Genomic DNA, 15,465 nt, shown 5'->3' with positions numbered 1-15,465 from the left:
TGGATGATTTGTAACAAAAGTTCTCACTAAAAAATACTTGTGTGAGATCAAGACGTTTTCTGCGTGTTTAGCCATTTTTCTTTTTGGGTTCGATAAATTGGATACGTGAAGCATAACCACGAGAGGCTAAGTAAAAAGCCACCTAGAATATCACTTGGAAAATGAACGCCTAAATAAATACGGCTAATCCCAACACTTACTATAATAAACGCTAGAAGTATTTGAATCAATGGACGAAAGACCTTTTTTTGAATAATGACAGGAATTAGAAAAATCAGTGTACCATATAAAATCATACTACCAGCTGCATGACCACTAGGAAAACTGTAACTGTGCTCTACCACAAGGTGTTCAAGGGTTGGGCGAACGCGCATCACGAATAGTTTGATCACAGGATTGATGATCCCAGCAATGGCAATAAAATTAACCGCTAACCAAATCATTTCAGGTCTTTTTTTCTTCCACCATAACAAAAATGAAACCAGCAAAAAGACTAAGATGACCGTGAGTGGATTGCCAAATTTTGTCATAAACAGCTGATAAGCATTCCAATGGGGGTAGGGAGCGCGGATCATTTCTGTTATTGATTGATCAAATCCCGCCAGTAAAGAAATACGGTATTTGACAATGTAGCCTAAGACTAAAAAGAGCAGTAAAAAACAAGCTCCAGCTACATGAAAAGTTGTACGTTGCTTCATAAATATCCTCCTTTTCAACAATGACTCATTATAGCATTATTCGCTCTATAAATAATATCCATAATTATTTATAGAATCGAGCACTTAATCAAAAAATAAAAAAGGTATTTTATTTGTAAATCACTTTGTAATCTCCTAGACATTTTCAAGTAATATAACTGACATACTTTGACTGGGAAAGGTTAAATCGATTATTTGTTAAAAGTCGTTAAAATCAAGCGGGGAAAGGTGCTATTTTTTTCTCAGTGTTGAACATTACGAAAGGTTACAGTCTGATTACAATAAGCAGTCACACACTTAAATAACTTTTAATAAAGATTAAGAGAAGTTATAATTATTATAATAGTATAGAAATTGTAGATAGAAGTTGGAGGATAGAAGATGGAAAACATTGCAAGAAAAGAACGTAGACGTTTAAATGAAACCAAACGTTTTCGTAAAGTAAAACGTAGTGCTGCACTTGTCGGTACGGCGATGGTCGGCTGTTCTGTGGCAGCGCCATTGATTCAGCCTGTACAAGTAGATGCTGATCAAACCCCCACACAATTCGGTGCCAGAATCAATACAGCAGCGTTTATTGCTGAGATTGCTACGTATGCACAACCAATTGCTCAAGCCAACGATTTATATGCCTCAGTCATGATTGCTCAAGCAGTCGTCGAAAGTGGTTGGGGAAGTAGTGCCTTGTCACAAGCACCTTACTATAATCTATTTGGGATTAAAGGAAGTTATCAAGGTCAAACTGTTTATATGGATACACTCGAATATCTTAACAATAAATGGGTATCTAAAAAAGAACCTTTCCGTCAGTACCCTTCTTTTGCAGAGTCATTTAATGACAATGCCTATGTTTTAAGAAATACCTCTTTTGGTAATGGCTATTATTATGCAGGTACTTGGAAAAGCAATACTAAATCTTATACTGATGCTACTGCTTGTTTGACAGGTCGTTATGCAACTGATCCAGGGTACGCTGGAAAACTAAACAATATTATTACAACCTATGGATTGACCAAATACGATACACCAGCTAGCGGCAACGCTGGAGGTGGTGCAACGATTGGAAATGGCGGGAATACGGGAAATACATCCAATTCTGGAAGTACTAGTGGGAACTCAGGCGGTTCTGCAACTACGACTGGTACGACTTATACCGTCAAATCAGGAGACTCCGTTTGGGGAATCTCTCATTCATTTGGAATCACGATGGCGCAGTTAATCGAATGGAATAATATCAAAAATAATTTTATCTATCCAGGACAAAAATTAACGATCAAAGGTGGCCAATCTGCAGGTTCTTCAACCACTAACACTGGTAATAATGCTTCTTCTGGAAATACTTCTGGCAACACGAATACGTCTGGCAGTACGGGGCAAGCAACTGGTGCAAAATATACGGTTAAATCAGGCGATTCTGTTTGGAAAATTGCGAATGATCATGGGATTTCGATGAATCAACTGATCGAATGGAATAACATCAAGAATAACTTTGTTTATCCAGGTCAACAGTTGGTTGTTTCAAAAGGTAGTTCTTCAGCAAGCGGTTCTACTTCTAATACATCGACAGGTAATACATCTAGTAATACGGCAAATACAGGAAGTACTACTTCTGGAAGTACTTATACTGTCAAAGCAGGCGAATCGGTTTGGAGTGTTTCGAATAAATTTGGAATTTCCATGAACCAACTGATTCAATGGAACAATATTAAAAATAATTTTATTTACCCAGGGCAAAAATTGATTGTCAAAGGTGGCTCATCTTCAAGTAATGCGTCCGCTTCGACAGCTAATAACAAGAACACCGCATCAAGCAATACCAGCTCAACTGCGACAGGGCAAGCGACTTATACTGTCAAGGCAGGCGAATCAGTATGGGGTGTTGCAAATAAAAATGGGATTTCCATGAACCAGTTGATTGAATGGAACAATATTAAGAATAACTTCATTTATCCAGGACAGAAATTGATCGTCAAAGGTGGAAGCAGTAAAGCAAGCGCAACAGCAACAACCAAACCAACAGCTTCAACGCCAGCTTCTACAACTCCAACGGCTTCTTCAACGGGTGATACGAAGTATACTGTCAAAGCAGGCGAATCGGTGTGGAGCGTTGCCAATAAACACCATATTACGATGGATCAGTTGATTGAATGGAACAACATCAAAAACAATTTTATTTATCCAGGACAAGAAGTCATCGTTAAAAAAGGCACTGCACAATCAACACCAGCGAAATCAGATGAAAAAACCTATACCGTCAAAGCAGGCGAATCAGTATGGGGCGTTGCCGATAGTCATGGAATCACCATGAATCAATTGATCGAATGGAATAATATCAAGAATAACTTTATTTATCCGGGACAACAGTTGATCGTCAAAAAATAAGTAATGACACATGGCAGGAAATCAGTAAATGTGTGAAATAATATTTGAACTTGTAGCATTTATTTGTTACTATGAATCTACACTTTTGAGTAAATAAAAATCAACGCCTGAAAAGGAAGTAGTAAAAAGTCGAAAGTTTTAGAGAGCACATGGTTGGTGGAAATGTGTACGGACGCTTTTGAACTCGCCTTTGAGTTGCGCCTACTGAAATCACAAACAGAGTAAGTAGGAGCGGTGACGACCGTTACAACGTTTGAGGCCTTTGTGAAAAGGCAAAATTAGGTGGTACCACGTAGATTACGTCCTATAAAAAGAGCAATCTTTTTATAGGACTTTTTTGTTTTCTTCAGATGAAAAAAACAAAAAGGTGAGGCTAGACTTCACTAAACTTCGACAGATTAATGTGGAAGTACAAATAGATCAGGGGGATAGAAAATGAGTTATAACCATAAAGAAATCGAAAAGAAATGGCAAAAATACTGGGCAAAAAACAATACCTTCAATACCCATGATGATCCTGAAAAACCAAAGTTCTATGCGTTGGATATGTTTCCATACCCATCAGGTCAAGGATTGCATGTTGGACATCCGGAAGGCTATACAGCAACAGATATCTTATCTCGTTTTAAACGCAGTCAAGGATTCAATGTCTTGCATCCGATGGGATGGGATGCGTTCGGACTACCAGCCGAACAGTACGCATTAGATACAGGAAATGATCCAGCTGAATTTACACAAAAAAACATTGAAACATTTCGTCGTCAAATCAATTCTTTAGGGTTTAGTTATGACTGGAATCGTGAAGTCAACACAACTGATCCAGAATATTACAAATGGACACAATGGATCTTTACAAAATTATACGAAAAAGGTTTGGCATATGAAGCAGAAGTAGCAGTTAACTGGGTACCTGAGCTTGGTACGGTGATCTCTAATGAAGAAGTGATCGATGGAAAAAGTGAACGTGGCGGCTACGATGTCGTCCGCAAACCAATGCGTCAGTGGATGCTGAAGATCACTGCATACGCAGATCGTTTACTTGATGATCTTGATTTAGTAGATTGGCCAGATAGCATCAAAGAAATGCAACGCAACTGGATCGGTCGTTCAGTAGGAGCAAATGTTGAATTTAAAGTTGCTGGAACAGACAAAACGTACACGATTTTTACCACACGACCAGATACACTATTTGGCGCAACGTACTCTGTTTTAGCTCCTGAATTAGACTTGGTGCAAGAAATCACGACGCCAGAACAAAAAGCAGCAGTTGAAGCATACATCGAAGAGACAGCTAAAAAATCAGATTTGAAACGTACAGATCTAGCGAAAGAAAAAACGGGTGTCTTTACTGGAGCTTATGCAATCAATCCAGTTAATGGAAAAGAGATCCCGATCTGGATCGCTGACTATGTGTTAGCTTCTTATGGTACTGGAGCAATCATGGCTGTTCCTGCTCACGATGAACGTGATTATGAATTTGCAAAAACCTTTGATTTAGAAATTCTTCCCGTGATCGAAGGAGGAAATATTGAAGAGGCTGCTTATACAGAAGATGGTCCTCATATCAATTCTGAATTTTTGAATGGCATGAATAAAGCAGAAGCCATTGCTAAAATGAATGAATGGTTAGAAGAAAATAGTTGTGGGAAAAAAGAAGTCAGCTATCGTTTACGTGACTGGTTATTCTCACGTCAACGTTACTGGGGGGAACCAATTCCGATCATTCATTGGGAAGATGGTACGGTCACAGCTTTACCAGAAGAAGAGCTGCCATTACGTTTGCCTAAAACGACTAATATCAAACCAAGTGGAACAGGAGAATCGCCACTTGCCAACATCGAAGAATGGGTGAATGTTGTCGATCCTGTGACTGGCAAAAAAGGTCGCCGTGAAACCAATACAATGCCACAATGGGCAGGAAGTTCTTGGTATTATTTACGTTATATCGATCCACATAATAAAGCAGAATTAGCGAACTATGAGAAATTAGAACGCTGGTTGCCAGTAGATATCTACATTGGTGGAGCAGAACATGCCGTTCTTCACTTGCTGTACGCTCGTTTCTGGCACAAATTCTTATATGATATCGGTGTTGTACCTACAAAGGAACCATTCCAAAAATTATACAACCAAGGAATGATCTTGGGAGAAAACAACGAAAAAATGTCTAAATCACGTGGCAATGTCGTTAATCCAGATGATGTCGTGGCCAAATATGGCGCAGATACATTACGATTATATGAAATGTTTATGGGACCATTAGACGCATCGATTGCTTGGAGTGAAAATGGACTAGAAGGAAGCCGCAAATTCTTAGATCGTGTTTGGCGTTTGATCGTGGATGAAAACAATAAGATGCGTGATCGAATCACCACTTTAAATGATGGAAAATTAGATAAAGTGTATCATCAAACCGTCAAAAAAGTTACGGAAGATTACGAAAATCTTCACTTCAATACAGCCATCTCTCAATTAATGGTGTTTGTCAATGAAGCGTATAAAGTGGATGCACTACCTTATGAATATATCGAAGGATTTGTTCAATTGTTGGCACCGATCGCACCACACATGGGTGAAGAACTATGGGCAATCTTAGGGAATGAGGAAGGGATTTCTTACGCACCTTGGCCAACTTATGATGAGTCAGCTTTAGTCGAAGATGAAATCGAAGTTGTCTTCCAAATCAATGGTAAGGTCCGAGGAAAAGCTAATGTTTCACGTGACTTACCAAAAGATGAACTTGAAAAAATAGCGATGAACAATGAAACGATCAAAGAAAACATTGCTGGCAAAACTGTTCGTAAAGTGATCGTTGTACCAAATAAATTAGTAAATATCGTGGCTAATTAAAAAGCAGGAACAAGTGAATTATAAGAGATTGTTGAAGGAGCTTTCGATGAAACCCAGAGCCACTTTCAGAATGAAGAACAGATCATTAAAAACAATTTTGGCTGTTTCAGTATTTTAAGATGTTTTATAAGTCGCAATCAGTTCAGCAAGTTTATAACTGAATAAACAAAAAAGAGATTATGACAAAAGTGTCTAGCTCTGAGAAATAAGCCGGAAAAGAGGTTGAGCCATGTGTTGGCTCAACCTCTTTCTTCGGCTTATTTTCCGTTAGAGCTTGGAACACCGTGGATAAGATCGTGAAAGAGGCGGATAGCTCCGAGCAGATGCTGAAATACTATTTATTTGTCTTGAAGGTCGCTTCCTCTCAAACTCTTTTATAGAAAAATAAAGTGAAGAGAGACTAAAACAAAGAAAATATCAATTGAAGAGTTAGAACCATTCACCGAGTGGAAGTTTGCTGACGTTTTTTTTTTGTGAATGACTATCCAAGATGAACAGTTATTTTTTGTTAGTTACAAAAGTGAAAAAAACAAAAAGTGTTTTATTAAAATTGCTTATGTCTCACAATATTTGCATTGTGATACCTTTTGAACGTAAACAAATGACACATTTTTTTAAAACATTGTTATTTTTATTTAGTTGGCATGTTTTCTTTTTTTTTAATACCAAGCTATAGTATTACGCTATTTTGTTTTTTTTATTTTAGAAAAATGACAGGCCGATGAAACAACCACAAATCTGTTAAAAATTACCATTCTATCGGTAAAAAAAGGTTTTGTTCTAAGCGGATAATCGTAGATAATTTTAGTGTAGGTGTTTCATATGTTTTTGGAGGTGAGTATACGTAAGATTAAAATGAAAAATTTTTCTTTACATAGTGATTTTTGTTATGTTAATAGTCAAATAAACTATCATCTCATGAGCAAAAAAGTAACCTTTTACAAATATTAGGAACGTTCACACTAGGAATGTTCATAAGAAATAATAAAAATTTTGTTTATTTAATCTTTCCTTTTAGAGAATTTGAGCAAGGAAAAAGAGTGAGTGTATTAGTAAGAGAGGAGGACAGAAAATTTGAAAAGCAAGCATTTGCGAACGATAACAACCTCTTTGTTGTTGTTCCAAAATTGTCTTTATCCATTAACCGTTTTTGCTGAGGAAGCACCACCAGAACTAGATACGGAGTTTGTACAGGATTTACAAAATCAAGGGGAACAACCAGTGATGCAAGAACCTGTTTCACCTGAAACAGCTGCAAACGACTCAACAGAAGAGTCAATCGAGGTAGAAGAGCCAGTAGAAGAAAATACAGAGGAAATCGTAGAAGAAGCATCTGTAGTTGAGGAAGTACCGATCGTTGAAGAACAAGAAGTGGAAGAAGTACCAACTGAACAGCCAACTGAAGTAACGGAACCTGTGACTCCATGGGAAGATCCTGTACCACCAGTCCTTCGACAAAGTGCTGAGTTAAGGAAGAATAATTTACCAAACCTAGATAAATATCGACCTGATCTGATAGCAAATGGGAAAAAAAGTTATATTGAGAAAACGTTAGCGACACAGATTAATCGCACTATTATGTTGGGAGCTGCCGTTGGTTCGAAGACTTCCTTTACTGTGAATGTGCCTACCTATGAGAAGGTCACTCAAGATAAAGATCATGGTTGGATTTCTTGGATAGCAAGTAATCTAACCACAACGGATGATTATCCATACGATACGATGTATTATGGGAATCATTCATCTTACCGCGGAACGTATACGTTAACGATTCCATCTGATCAAAGTGTCAATGGGTACCAAGTGACGGTTACGAAGCCTAGTATTTCTTCTTATGCCGCATCTTTTACCGTCACGATCACTAGGCTGGCATCGACCAGTGCAAAAGAAGATCGATTAGTACTTAACGGAGACGTGAAACTAGGGACGACGGCTGTAGCCTCCCAATACTCTGTTTTAGACTCGATCCCGATCGAAGATGTTTCGTATGTCAATGCTTTGCTGGGAACGATTACAGTGAAGAAAGAGCAACCTGAATTTGAGATCAAAAATGAAGTGACCGTTGAAGCACAAAGAGGAAAAGAACTGTCTACAAGCATCCTAAAATCGTGGTTTTCTACGATATCGGAGAATTCAGGGAATTATGACTATAGTCTGTCTTCCGGACCGGCAGAATGGGCACCTGGAGCAACTGGAAAAGCAACAGTTGTTGTCAAAAATAAAACAACGAATAACACGCAAGAATTTACGACTAACTATACTGTTGTAGATACTACTGCACCAAAATACACAATAATCAGGGATGCACCATTGGAGGCTAGACGAAAAGGGAGTCTCACTGATGAAGAACTAAGGAGTATATTTGAAAAACTAGAAGATAACTGGAGTAAACCGGAGGATCTCCAGATTGAGTTATTTGATTATAACGGTTCCAACGTTCCTTGGGAGATTGCAGGAGTTCAACCAGGTGTTGAAATTGTCAAGGTACGTGTGACCGACCAAGCAGGGAATGCTGCTACGGGAAGTGGTTATCGTATCCAAGTGGTTGATACTACGCCTCCTGATGGGAAACTAAAAGACAAAATCGTGATTGAACAAGGAATGGAACTGAAAGATTTAAGAGATTTACTAGAGGGTGATCCAACCGACAATTGGTCCTTGCCAGAAAAAATCAGTCTTTCGTTGGCTGTTGATGGTGGAAAGCAAGTCTCGGAATTACCTAGGGGAGAGCATAAATTTACGCTAACCTTGACGGATGAGGCTGGAAATCCTAAAGAGCTCAAAGGTACGTTACACGTCGGTGATGCGTTTAAAATCAAATCGGAAGTGGTTGTCCAAGCACAAAGAGCCAAAGCGCTATCAACTGAAATTCTCAAAAGCTGGTTTGAACAATTACCAAACAATCCTGACAGTTATGACTATAGTCTGTCTTCCGGACCGGCAGAATGGGCACCAGAGACTAATGGACAAGCAACAGTCGCTGTCACAAATAAAGCAACGAATGAAACAAAAGAATATGAAACGAAATACTCCGTCGTAGACACTAAAGCACCCACCGCAACACTTAAAAAAGAGATCGTGTTTGAAGCAAGGCGTACAGGTGCGCTCACGCAAGCAGAACTACGAGAACTGTTGATTGAGAGTGATCTGCAAGATAATTGGAGTTTACCAGAAAAGATTACGATCGGATTGACTAACATCGGATCCGCAAATGAACCGTTTGAACTTGTTGGAAAGGCACCAAGTATGTACAGTAATATTTTTATTACCTTAACAGATGAAGCAGGAAATACGAGTCGATATCTGAAAAATATTTCAGTCGTTGACACGCAAGCACCAGAGGGCAAGCTTAAGGAGTCACTGTTTTTTGAAAAAGGCAGTAAAGAGCCAGATTTACGAGAGTTATTAGATGGCGAACCCACCGACAACTGGTCGCTACCAGAAAATATCAAACTTGCGTTAAGCTTCAAGGACGGCAAGCAGTTTTCAGAATTACCTGAAGGGGCGCACGAGTTTACGTTAACCTTGACGGATGAAAGAGGAAATGCTAGAGAACTTAAGGGTAAGTTGTACATCGGTGAACGGTTTGAAATAAAGTCTGAAGTGGTTGTTGAAGCACAACGAAGCCAAGAATTATCTCGGGCAATTCTAGAATCATGGTTTAATAAACGACCAAAAGATACCGATGATTATGAGTATCGTCTGACTAATGGACCGAAAGAATGGGCACCTGGAGCAACTGGAGAAGTAACAGTTGCTGTCAAAAACAAAACAACGAATCACACGCAAGAACTTACTACTAAATATACAGTAGTAGATACGAAGGCACCGACAGCAGAGTTTGAACGGAGTGTTTCATTTGAAGCAAGACGTACAGGCAGTCTTAGCCGAGAAGAGTTAATGAGTGTGATTAAAGAAGGGACTTTACAAGATAATTGGAGTTTACCAGAAAAGATTACGATTGGGCTGGAGGATCTTCAAGGAGGAAAGTTTGAAATTGCTGGGAAAGTGCCTTCATCTACTGCGTATGTTGTAGCCTCTGTTCTAACAGACGAAGCAGGAAACCAACAACACTTTTCACCTATAAATCTATTGATCGAGGATACAACACCTCCAGAAGGAAAGCTAAGAGATTCACTTGTCTATGAGCAAGGAAGTGAAATGCCGGATTTACGAGAGTTGTTAGATGGCGATCCAACTGACAATTGGTCCTTACCAGAAAATATCCGACTTGAGTTAACTTTCGAGAATGGCTTAGAATTTTCTGAGTTGCCTGCAGACGATCATCGATTTACGCTGAAATTGATTGATGAATTTGGCAATAAAACAGAACTAGACGGAATATTGACGATTACATCTAACGCACAATACATCGATGTCACCATTCCTGCACGTATGAGTTTTGTACAGGAGGATATTCTAGCTGGTATCGCTTCACCAAATTATGAGATCAAAAATAATTCCAACCGTCCGGTATCCGTTTATGTGGATGCCATGACTAGTCTTGAAGAAACCGAACGATTAACTGAACTGACATTAGGTTTGCAAAATACGGATCATGAACAAGAGGTAGTTTTAGTAGCAAATGGTCAAAATCTATCAGAAACCGTTGAACTTGTCACTTTAACAAGTGAACAGAATGCTTATGAGTTCTCTTTCTTTGGAACAGCAGGTGACAACATCTTGTCGGAAACCTTAGATGCGCCAATCAGACCTAGTTACTTGATGCAGTTGCATTTTAAAACACCATGAGATATAGACCTATTCAAAAGAGATCGTGAAAGCATCGGATAGTTCCGAAAACAAACAGAAAGAATTTTTTAACCAACTAAAAAAGAAACTGAGGCAAGTTTTAGCTCAGTTTCTTTTTTTGTATGTTTTTTTCTTCCTAATCGATACGGAAGTATTTCTTTTGTAAAGAAAACGTTTACAATCTATACTTTAAATAGAACGAAAAGGAAGGAGCAAATAAAATGAAAAAAGCATTGATTATTTGTGCAGCAGGGATGTCATCTTCTATGATGGCTTCTAAGACCACGGATCTATTCAAACAAAAGGGGGAAGAAATCGAAGTCGATGCGGTATCTGCGACAGAAGGCGATAAAATGATCAAGTCAAGCGACTTTGATTTATTTCTCATTAGTCCTCAAACCACGATGTTTTTAGATAAGTTTGTTAAACTAGGAAAAACGGTTGATAAACCTGTGGTTAGTATTCCCTTTCAAGCGTATGTTCCGATTCCCACAGGTATTCAGAAATTAGCGGAATTGATTGAAGAAAATATCTAACTAGGAGTGGATAAAGATGAAACAGATCGAAAAAGCATTGTTAGGGCTATTGATCAACTACCAAAAAAAATATATCACTAGTCATGAGCTTGCTTCTGAATTGTCTTTATCTGATCGAACAATCCGTAAATACATGGTTGATGTCAAAGAGAAAATTGAAAAAAACGGAGCAAAAATCATTGCCAAACAAGGACAAGGATATCAGTTGGCGATCTTAAAGCCTTTGGCATTTGCATTTTTTTTAAAACATCAAAATATCGCAGTTGATCAAGGCATGTCTGAAATGGAATTTTTTGAAACTGAAGATCGGCAAAAATATCTGTTGAATAAGTTATTGCTAGAAGATGAAGCCATTTTTATGGATGAATTAGAGTCGGAACTCTTTATCAGCCGTTCTAGTTTATCCAATGATCTAAATGAGATAAAGGCAAAAATTGAGCCCTATGCGTTAAAAATTTGTTCTAAACCACGACAAGGAATGTGGATCGAAGGATCAGAGCAAAACAAGCGCCATTTTATTATGGACACGTTTTTTGGTGATCAAGCAGCTAATTCTTTAAAAGATTATTTAGTGAACAGTCACTTTTTCAATGAATTCAATTTTGAAGAGGTTTTAATCATTATTTTAGATGAGATCCGAGAAGCAAATTTAAAAGTTTCTGATTTTATCATGCAAAATCTAGCATTACACCTAGCCTTAACGATCAAGCGAATCAACGAAGGATTCCCCATTGAAGCTTTAGATTTTAGTGAAGAGTTAGTGGATCGCCGTGAATATCAAGTAGCAAAAAAGATCGTTCAACGAATGAATCGTGTGACAAAAGTACCTTTTCCAGAAGCGGAAATTCATTATCTGACATTGCATTTGGTTGCTAAGTCTAATCCCATCGAAAAAATAAATGATGAGCTGCTTTACGAGGAATTAGCAAGAGTGATTGAGCAGCTTGCCGACTTTTTTGGCGATTCACTGATTGAGGATCAACAATTAAAAAATGGTCTACTTAATCATTTGACGCCAATGGTGGTTCGTCTACGGCAAGGGATTACTTTAGAGAATCCGTTGACTGAGGATATAAAAAAAGAAAATATGGTCGCCTTTGAACAGACGAAAAGAATATTTAGTCAAATGCCTATGTTACGACAATTCACGATCAATGAAGATGAATGGGCGTATCTTACCTTACACATCATGGCAGCTTTAGAAAAAGTCAGAACAGCGAAAAAAATACGTGTATTGATCATTTGTGCAACTGGTTATGGAAGTGCGCAATTGTTGAAGAATCGTGTGCTTGCTGAGTTTGGCGAAATGCTCTTAGTGACCAATGTCAAAGGTTATTACGAGATCAATGAAATGACTTTGATGGGCGTAGATATGATTATTTCATCAATCGATTTATCAACGATGATTTTTAAGATCCCCGTATTACATGTGAGTGTCTTTTTGAATCCACTAGATAGCCAAAAAATTCGACAGACGATTGCGGACTTACAACCTTGTCCGTCAAAAAGAATAAAAACTATTTGCACAGATTCTCCGAAAAAAAGACAGGATTATCATGGCCAGCTTTCTGAAAGATGGTACAAAGTCTATTCTGAAAGACCAACTAAAGAGACGGTGATTTTAGACCTACTCTCGCTTTTAGAAAAAGACGAAGTAAAAGATTATACCCTTGAAATGATGGCACAAATCAGCAAGCGAGAGAAAATGGGACAGATTGTCTTCAGTGAAACCGTTGCAGTCCCACATCCAGCTATTCCAGTAGGGGTCACGACAAAAATTGCAGTCGCAGTGATTCCGGAGGGAATGTTTTGGGATGATTACCAACAGATCAAATTTGTTTTTCTCGTGTCACCATCTTTTATTGAAAACGAAGAAATTACTATAGTGACAAAAGCAATTGTGCAATTAATTGATCGCACAGATTTGCAACAACAAATTTTAATTGAACCAACGTTTGAAAATTTTAACAATCATTTTGACGAGGTGATTGAATAAGGAGGAATACGTGTGACTGGAAATATGACGAGTGAAGAATTACAAGTCATCGCTTTTGATATTATTTTGCATAGTGGAAATGCCCGAACATTGATTCATGAAGCCTTCAAACTTCTACGGCAAGGAGAAAAAGCGGAAGCGAGTCAACAATTAGATAAAGCAAATGAAGCTATTTTAGAAGCGCATAAAGCCCAGACAAACTTGCTAAAAGAATATGCAAGTGGGCAAAAAATCGAGATGGAGATCATCATGGTCCATGCCCAAGATCATTTAATGACAACAATGACCCTTTTAGAAGTCGCAAATGAAATGAGTTATTTGTATCAACAAAAAGCTTGAAAGAGGAGATTAAGGTGGATGAAACTAAGAAGCAACAATTAGCTTTAGAAAAGAAACAATTTAGTTTGAAAATCATGTACTTCAATCGTTATCTTGTGATTCGTTATTTGACAGCCTTTTTCTTTTTCATCAATCTTAATTGGCTAGTACTACTATTAATCGCAAGAAGCAGTGCCTGGCTACTGCCGCTTAGCTTGCTGGGTTTGATCGTTCCTGCTATCGGTGAACAAGTCATACTTTATCGTACGCACACGAACCGAGCACCTTGGACGAGCAATTATTTTAAGATTCAAGGAATGATGAACGTAGGAATCAGTGGCTTACTACTTACCCCATGGTATCGCTCATTTTTTCCATTTATGGCTAATGAACATAGCACCAAGCTATTTTTACTCGCATTATTTGTAAGCGGTATCTTTATTTGTAGCTTTTGCTGGTTCCGCTTAGAAAAAATTGAACGTAATCAAGACCGTCAATATCAACGTGTTAAACAATATGAAAAGAGTTCACAATTAGGGAAGGGGAGTAACTAATGTTTAAATTTTTGGAAAAGTATTTGATGGGACCGATGGGAAAAATTGCACAAATGAAAATCGTTCGGGCGGTAATGGCAGCAGGGATGGCTTCGATTCCATTTACGATTGTCGGGTCGATGTTTTTGGTTTTGAATATCTTACCTTTACCATTTCCATTTCTTGAAGGGTTTTTCAACGCTACATTTTTTAAAGTCAGTGATTTGTACATGATCATCAACACGATGACCATGGGGATTTTATCCATTTATTTTGCTATTGTTTTTGCTTATGAACTGACTTCAATCGAACGAGATGAACAAGGGTTGAATGTCAATCCTTTAACTGGTTCGCTGCTTGCGGTATTTGCTTTCTTCATGTGTATTCCGGAATTAGTGTTGTCCGATGGGAAAGTAAGCTTGATCGCTAGTATCTCAGATACGGAAACTGTCGTGAACGGGATTCGGATGGGCTCATTTGTCGAGCGGCTAGGCACTTCCGGTATCTTTACAGCAATCATCATGTCATATATAGCTGTTGAATTATATTGCATCTGTGTCAAACGGAATTGGGTCATCAAGATGCCTGATGTAGTACCTCCAGGTGTTTCTCGTTCCTTTACAGCTTTGATCCCTACATTTGTGATTGGCTTCGTCGTGATGCTTGTTAATGGTCTGTTGGTTGTATTAGGAACAGATATCTTCAAAATGATTGCGATCCCATTCGGGTTTGTTACTCAATTAACGAACACATGGTTAGGGATCATGGTGATCTATTTCTTGATCCATGCACTATGGATCGTGGGTATCCACGGCGCCAATATCATTACTTCTTTCTTGACCCCAATCGTATTAGCGAACATGGCAGCAAATGCACAGGGAGCGAATTTCCCGCTTGCTGGCGAATTTAATAATTCCTATGTAACAGTAGGAGGATCAGGGGCCACATTAGGATTGATCTTCTTCATTGCCTTTTTGGCTAAATCCGATCAATTAAAAGTACTAGGGAAAGCTTCACTAGTTCCAGGTATCTTTAATATCAATGAGCCAATTATTTTTGGGATGCCAATTGTTTATAATCCGTATCTGGCTGTTCCATTTTTCCTAGCACCGATGGCATCGGCTTCACTAGCTTATTTTGCCATTCGCTTCGAGATCGTTAAGCCAATGCTGGCGCAAATGCCTTGGCCTTCGCCAGTTGGTGTGGGCGCATTTGTCGGTAGTGGGGGAGACTGGAAGGCGGCTGTTTTAGCAGTATTATGTGCAATTTTAGCGTTCTTCATTTGGTTACCATTCATCAAATACTATGACAATAAACTGTTGACTGAAGAAAGAGAAAAAGCAGCCGAATTAGCTGCGGAATAAAGCCATGTGATTTGCTTCAATTAACTCAATAGAAAC

General features: G+C 38.5%; 9 protein-coding genes and 1 other annotated feature. Of the genes, 8 read left to right on the top strand and 1 reads right to left on the bottom strand.

Annotated features, from left to right (window positions below):
• Positions 1-47 precede the first annotated feature (47 nt).
• Entirely contained in the window at positions 48-698 is a 651-nt protein-coding gene (locus tag AB5M32_RS11470; RefSeq protein WP_010721028.1) for a phosphatase PAP2 family protein, read from the bottom strand.
• A 381-nt stretch (positions 699-1,079) separates the two neighbouring features.
• On the opposite strand from AB5M32_RS11470, the gene AB5M32_RS11465 reads away from it, so the two are divergent.
• The 8 genes from AB5M32_RS11465 to celB all read left to right on the top strand — a co-directional run bounded on the left by AB5M32_RS11465 (position 1,080) and on the right by celB (position 15,429).
• On the top strand, positions 1,080-3,080 hold the full coding sequence (locus AB5M32_RS11465; protein WP_178287081.1) for a muramidase-2: 2,001 nt from the start codon (positions 1,080-1,082) through the stop codon (positions 3,078-3,080).
• Positions 3,081-3,179: 99 nt separating this feature from the next.
• Positions 3,180-3,390: a binding site (T-box leader), on the top strand.
• 125 nt (positions 3,391-3,515) lie between these two features.
• Positions 3,516-5,930, top strand: coding sequence for a leucine--tRNA ligase (gene leuS / locus AB5M32_RS11460; RefSeq protein ID WP_096709855.1), 2,415 nt, complete (start codon positions 3,516-3,518; stop codon positions 5,928-5,930).
• A 1,074-nt stretch (positions 5,931-7,004) separates the two neighbouring features.
• A complete protein-coding gene (locus tag AB5M32_RS11455) occupies positions 7,005-10,682 on the top strand; it encodes a hypothetical protein (protein WP_178287083.1) in 3,678 nt (1,225 codons plus the stop codon).
• 221 nt (positions 10,683-10,903) lie between these two features.
• The gene (locus AB5M32_RS11450; protein ID WP_010736972.1) at positions 10,904-11,218 is read left to right on the top strand and encodes a PTS cellobiose transporter subunit IIB; all 315 of its coding nucleotides are present in this window, start codon (positions 10,904-10,906) and stop codon (positions 11,216-11,218) included.
• Positions 11,219-11,234: 16 nt separating this feature from the next.
• Positions 11,235-13,214: a transcription antiterminator gene (locus AB5M32_RS11445; RefSeq protein ID WP_368024467.1), complete on the top strand. Its 1,980-nt coding sequence runs from the start codon at positions 11,235-11,237 to the stop codon at positions 13,212-13,214.
• A 12-nt stretch (positions 13,215-13,226) separates the two neighbouring features.
• Complete coding sequence (locus tag AB5M32_RS11440) at positions 13,227-13,553, top strand: PTS cellobiose transporter subunit IIA (protein WP_010721022.1); 327 nt, start codon at positions 13,227-13,229, stop codon at positions 13,551-13,553.
• A 14-nt stretch (positions 13,554-13,567) separates the two neighbouring features.
• Complete coding sequence (locus AB5M32_RS11435; protein WP_178287087.1) at positions 13,568-14,086, top strand: hypothetical protein; 519 nt, start codon at positions 13,568-13,570, stop codon at positions 14,084-14,086.
• Complete coding sequence (gene celB / locus AB5M32_RS11430) at positions 14,086-15,429, top strand: PTS cellobiose transporter subunit IIC (RefSeq protein ID WP_010721020.1); 1,344 nt, start codon at positions 14,086-14,088, stop codon at positions 15,427-15,429. Before AB5M32_RS11435 ends, celB begins: the two co-directional genes overlap by 1 nt.
• Positions 15,430-15,465 lie beyond the last annotated feature (36 nt).

Source organism: Enterococcus sp. C57 (assembly GCF_040887305.1).
Lineage (GTDB): Bacteria > Bacillota > Bacilli > Lactobacillales > Enterococcaceae > Enterococcus_B > Enterococcus_B hirae.
The sequence above is the reverse complement of the archived record's forward strand: the minus strand, read 5'-3'. Positions and strand labels throughout refer to the sequence as shown.

Bases quoted from the DNA above. Each gene is read 5' to 3' on its own strand.
- leuS (WP_096709855.1), top strand. From the start codon at position 3,516: ATGAGTTATAACCATAAAGAAATCGAAAAGAAATGGCAAAAATACTGG.
- AB5M32_RS11465 (WP_178287081.1), top strand. From the start codon at position 1,080: ATGGAAAACATTGCAAGAAAAGAACGTAGACGTTTAAATGAAACCAAA.
- AB5M32_RS11450 (WP_010736972.1), top strand. From the start codon at position 10,904: ATGAAAAAAGCATTGATTATTTGTGCAGCAGGGATGTCATCTTCTATG.
- AB5M32_RS11470 (WP_010721028.1), bottom strand. From the start codon at position 698: ATGAAGCAACGTACAACTTTTCATGTAGCTGGAGCTTGTTTTTTACTG.
- AB5M32_RS11445 (WP_368024467.1), top strand. From the start codon at position 11,235: ATGAAACAGATCGAAAAAGCATTGTTAGGGCTATTGATCAACTACCAA.
- celB (WP_010721020.1), top strand. From the start codon at position 14,086: ATGTTTAAATTTTTGGAAAAGTATTTGATGGGACCGATGGGAAAAATT.